The 5,285-nt window shown below is 36.1% G+C and carries 2 protein-coding genes; both read left to right on the top strand.

Annotated features, from left to right (window positions below; translation table 11 throughout):
* A partial coding sequence (locus AC3AX0_RS06680; RefSeq protein WP_487549528.1) for a PD-(D/E)XK nuclease family protein occupies nucleotides 1-2,757 on the top strand: 2,757 nt, incomplete at its 5' end.
* The coding region (gene addA, locus AC3AX0_RS06675) for a helicase-exonuclease AddAB subunit AddA (protein ID WP_487549527.1) at nucleotides 2,750-5,285 on the top strand (2,536 nt) is incomplete at its 3' end. The genes AC3AX0_RS06680 and addA, both read left to right, overlap by 8 nt.

Here is a 5,285-nt window from a genome sequence, read left to right as displayed (position 1 = left end):
GAGTTCGAAAACTTCACTGTCAATGAAATGAAGTTTTTAAGGGAGCTTGTGAAATATTCGAAGGATTCTGTGGCTTCAGTTACCTTGCCTCCTGACAATGACTTTGAAGATGATATTCAGGAAGAGTTTGAATCCGGCAAAAAAATGATTGCTGCTTTAAAATCTTTCTCTGAAGACGGTGTTAAAGTAGAAGAAATATTTATGGAAGTAAGAAAAAGTCTTAAGGATGATATAGGTTTTCTTTCTTCCTCAATATTTGGTTACGACAATGTTTTTTATGAAAGAGAACCTGAAAACATTGGCTTTTTTTATGCAGTAAATCCTTACGAAGAGATAAAAACAACAGCGGACATGATAATCTCCGATGTAAGGGACAAAGGATATAGATGGAAGGATATTGCCCTTGTTACTGGAGATGAAAACCAGTATGCAATCAATGTGGAGAAGGTTTTCTCTGAATACGAGATACCTTATTTCATAGACCAGAAAAGAGAGATTATAAGCCATCCACTGGTAGCCATGATACTGTCCATTCTTGACATAGGAATCAAGAACTATCGACAAAGTGATATTGCAAGATTTCTCAAATGTGGATATACAGACCTTGAAATTAGCAAGATCGAAGATCTTGAAAACTATGCCATAAAATATGGAATCAGCGGATACAAGTGGAAGATGGAATTCAAGTACGGATCCGGTAATATTGAGGAACTGGAAGTTTCAAGGAAATCTGTAGTCAATTTGTTGAAGGATGTTGAGGGTCTTGTGAGGGAGTCTGCCTGGGAGGAAAAAATAAATATTCTACTTCATATCATTACTGACTTAAACATATATGAAAAAATCAAGAATGAAACTTATGAATTGAGAAACAGGGAAATGTTTGAAGAAGCATACGAGAATTCACAGATATGGAATTCCATGATGGAAATATTTGAACAGACTGTAAATATTTCAGGTGAATCGGAAACTGGAATCAGGGAATTCAGGGACATAATAAAGACAGGCTTTGAAGAATTCAGTCTGAGTATTATACCTCCTGAAGACGACTGTGTGGTACTTGGTATCATTGGGAAAACGCTGGTGGAAAAGAAGAAGGTATATTTCGTTGGAATGAATGAGGGCATTATTCCATCACTTTATACAAGCCAGGGAATACTCTATGAAGATGAACGGGATTATCTTATTGAAAAGGGAGCTGGAATGTTCAGCAATAACGACGACATTTCACTGGAAAAATTTAAGATTGGAAAAATCATCAATTCAGTAAGAGAAGGACTTGTATTTTCATATTCACTGGGAGATGTTGAAGGTAGGACTCTCAGACCTTCAACCTATGCGGATAGGATAAAATCCCTATTTCCTGAAATGAATATAAGTGGAGGAATCCTTGAAAAGGGAGATATGCCTGAAAAAATAAGACCTTCCCTTAACTATATATCTGAAAAAATAAGGGAAAATATCAACGGTAGTGAAATGGATATAAAGGACAAGAATCTGCTCCACTGGATTAGGGGAAACAGCAATGATTTTTCTTGTCTGATGGATGATGCATTGTCCTACGACAACAAAGCTGTTATTGAGGACGAAAACCTTGTTGGAGAAGTTTTTAACATGCCACTTAAAATGTCCCCATATTCCATAGAAAACTACAGCACTTGTCCCTTTAAGTATTTTATCGAAAACGGATTGAAGCCTGTAGCAAGAGAGGAATACAAAATAGATTACAAGGATATTGGAAGCCTTTATCATAAAATAATTGAAGAAGTGACTAATAAAATAATTGAAGACGAAGAGTTTATAAAGAAGGATACTGATCAGCTTAAGGAAGAAGTAAAAAACATATCGGAAGCTGTGTTTTCTGTTGAAAATGAAAGCAATGAGCTCATAAACGACAGTGATAGAAATAAATATATAAGGTCTAAAATCGAATCTACGACAGAAAAGGCTGCTATCAGTATTGTGAAGCAGTTGAAAAACAGTGAATTCAAGCCTGTCTACAGTGAAGCCTCTTTTGGTATGGGCAAAGATGAAATGAATCCTGTTGAGCTTAAAAACGAAAAGGGTTCCGTATACCTTAGAGGAAGAATTGACAGGATAGATGTATATAAGGGAGATGAAGGATCTTATATAAACATAATAGACTACAAGTCATCCAATAAAAACATAGATTTGAACGATGTTATAAACGGTCTACAGATTCAACTTTTTCTTTATATGGATGCTGTAATCAAATACAACAGCAATATATTTGAAAACAATGGTAGCTTCGGAGGTGTGTTCTATTTTCATATAGACAATCCAATGCTGGATGGTGATATAATCGATGCTGAAGATATTGATAGAGAAATCTTTAAAAGGTTTTCACTTAAGGGATATGCCATTGATGATATAAAAATTATAAACAAGATGGATGTAAACTTTATTGAAAACAGGTCTTCGCAAGTTCTGGAAAGTATAAAGATAACAAAAAAAGAAAAGTTTTCTGCAACTTCCAAGATACTGAAGGAAGAACATATAAAAAAACTTCTCTATATAATTGAAAAAAAGATAATTGAAGTTTCAGACTGCATATCAAAAGGTGTGATTGAAATCAAGCCTTATAAATACAGAAACAGGATTCCCTGCGACTATTGCGACCTCATATCCATATGTCAGTTCGACAATGCACTTGAAGGTAATGAATACAACAGGCTGAAATATTTGAAAAAAGAAGAAATAATGGAAATCCTTGAAGAAGGGGATGGTGAGAATGATTAAATGGACTGAACAGCAGCAGGAAGCAATAAGCAACAGAAGCAAAAATCTGCTGGTTTCGGCAGCAGCTGGTTCCGGCAAGACGGCTGTTCTCGTTGAAAGGATAATAAGGTCTGTCGTTGACGACAATATAAATATAGATAGGTTTCTAGTGGTAACCTTCACAAATGCGGCAGCTTCAGGCATGAAGGAAAAAATAAAGGAAGCCATGATTTCCTCCATGGATGAAGAAAACGGTGCATTTCTAAAGAAACAGCTTGGTCAGTTGGGAAGCAGCAACATATCAACTATGCACTCTTTTTGTTTTGATATAATCAGAAAATATTTCTATCTTATAGACCTTGATCCTGATTTCAAGATAATGGATACAAATGATTCTGGAATACTTCTTGAAGAAACTGTAAACAGGATATTGGAAAGAAAGTATGCAGAAAAAGACAGTGACTTTTTCCTTTTTATAGACTCCTTTTCAGAGAACAGGGGAGACGAAAGGATAGTAAGCTTGGTGAAGAGACTTTACAGGACGGTTTTAAGCTATCCAAACCCTTTGGAATGGCTAAAAAATGCTGTTGACCAGCTTGATGTGGATAAGGATACCATCGATGATACGTTGTGGATAAGCATACTTAAAAGAGAGGCAGGAAAGTACATTGAATTTGCAGGGGAAGTTTTAAAGCATGCTCTGATTGTATGTCCAGAGGACCTTCCTTATTTCGACACACTTCAGGAAGACCGGTCAAACCTTCTACACCTTCAGGAACTACTTGAAAATGATTTTGAAAGGTTTTACATGACTGCGGGGTCACTTTCTCATCCAAGGCTTAAGACTCTCAGGGGAGACAAGAAGGAGCAGTTTGATCCTGACACAATTGAAGAAGTAAAATATTCAAGAGACAAGTACAAGAAAACCATTGACGGAATGAAGAAGTACATGCCTAAAAGCGACTATTCCAATATATTGAAAGATCTTGAATTTATGCATCCCCTAATGGAAGTGCTTTATAGTCTTGTAGAGGAACTTCACCACGAGTTCACAAAAAAGAAAAGGGAAATTAAATCTCTTGATTTTAGTGACGCTGAGCATCTTGCCCTTGAAATACTTGAAGAGGATGAAGCTTCGGCGTACTATAGAAACAGGTTCGAATACATATATGTTGATGAATACCAGGATAGTAACGGAATCCAGGAGGAATTGATTAGCAAGGTAAAAAGGGATAACAACTTGTTCATGGTTGGTGATGTGAAACAGAGCATATACCGGTTCAGGCAGGCAGATCCTACGCTTTTTATAGAAAAATATCACAGCTACGGAAAATCGTCGGATAATAACAACCTTGTTCTTTTGAACAAGAACTTCAGAAGCAGAGGTGAAATACTTGATTTCACTAATTATCTTTTCAGCAAACTCATGAATGAAGAGCTGGGTGAAATTGATTATAACGAGGATGCATATCTTTACAAGGGGACTTCCTTTGAAGCAGGGGAAAAATCTCTGGAAATAAATGTAATTGAAAAGAAGCTTGCTGAATCAGAAGAGGATGATGAAGGAGATTTTGAGGAGATGGACCAGGAGCTTCTGGCGCTTAAAACAAACGAGCTTGAAGCAATATTCATAGCGGATAAGATAAAAACCTTGATGACCAGTGAAACCTATGATGCAAAGAACAAAAACTGGAGAAAAATCAGATATAGTGACATAGTAATACTTCTTAGGTCTGCCGCCAATTGGGCAAGCGTATTTGAAGATGTCTTCTACAACGAAGGGATACCTTTTTATTCCGATGTATCAAATAGTTATTTTGATACTGTTGAAATTAAGGTTATGATGAATATTTTAAGAATCATTGACAATACCAAGCAGGACATTCCCCTAATAAGTGTCATGAGATCTCCTATTGCAGGGTTTTCTATTGACGAGCTTATAAAGGTAAGGAGTTTGAAGAAGGACGGAGAATTTTTCACGGCATTAATTAAAAGTGACAATCTAGAAGATGAATATCTAAAAAGGAAAATAGAAGTTTTCAAGGAAAAAATCGAGGACTGGAGATTCAAATCCAGGACCATGAATATGAGCAGACTAATATGGGAAATAATGATAGATACTAAATATTATTATTTCAATGGTCTTATGAAAAACGGAAACCTGAAACAGGCAAACTTAAGGCTTCTGGTCGACAGGGCAGGTGTCTTTGAAAAGGATGGATATTCAGGTATTTCGGACTTTATTGAATACCTTGACAGACTTAAAAACTCTTCAGGAGACATGATGACTGCAAAAATACTGGGAGAAAACGACGATGTAGTCAGGCTTATGACTATACATAAAAGTAAGGGTCTGGAATTCCCGGTTGTAATATGCGCAGGACTTAACAAGAAATTTAACAAGTCGGACCTGGCAGGAGACTTGATTATAAGTAGAAAATGTCTACTTGCTCCAAAATACATAAATAGGGATAAAAACATCTACAAAGAAACATTGCCTAGATTTGCTTCGAAAATTCAAATAAACAGAGAAAACCTGTCAGAAGAGA

Source organism: Dethiosulfatibacter sp. (assembly GCF_983023055.1).
The sequence above is the reverse complement of the archived record's forward strand: the minus strand, read 5'-3'. Positions and strand labels throughout refer to the sequence as shown.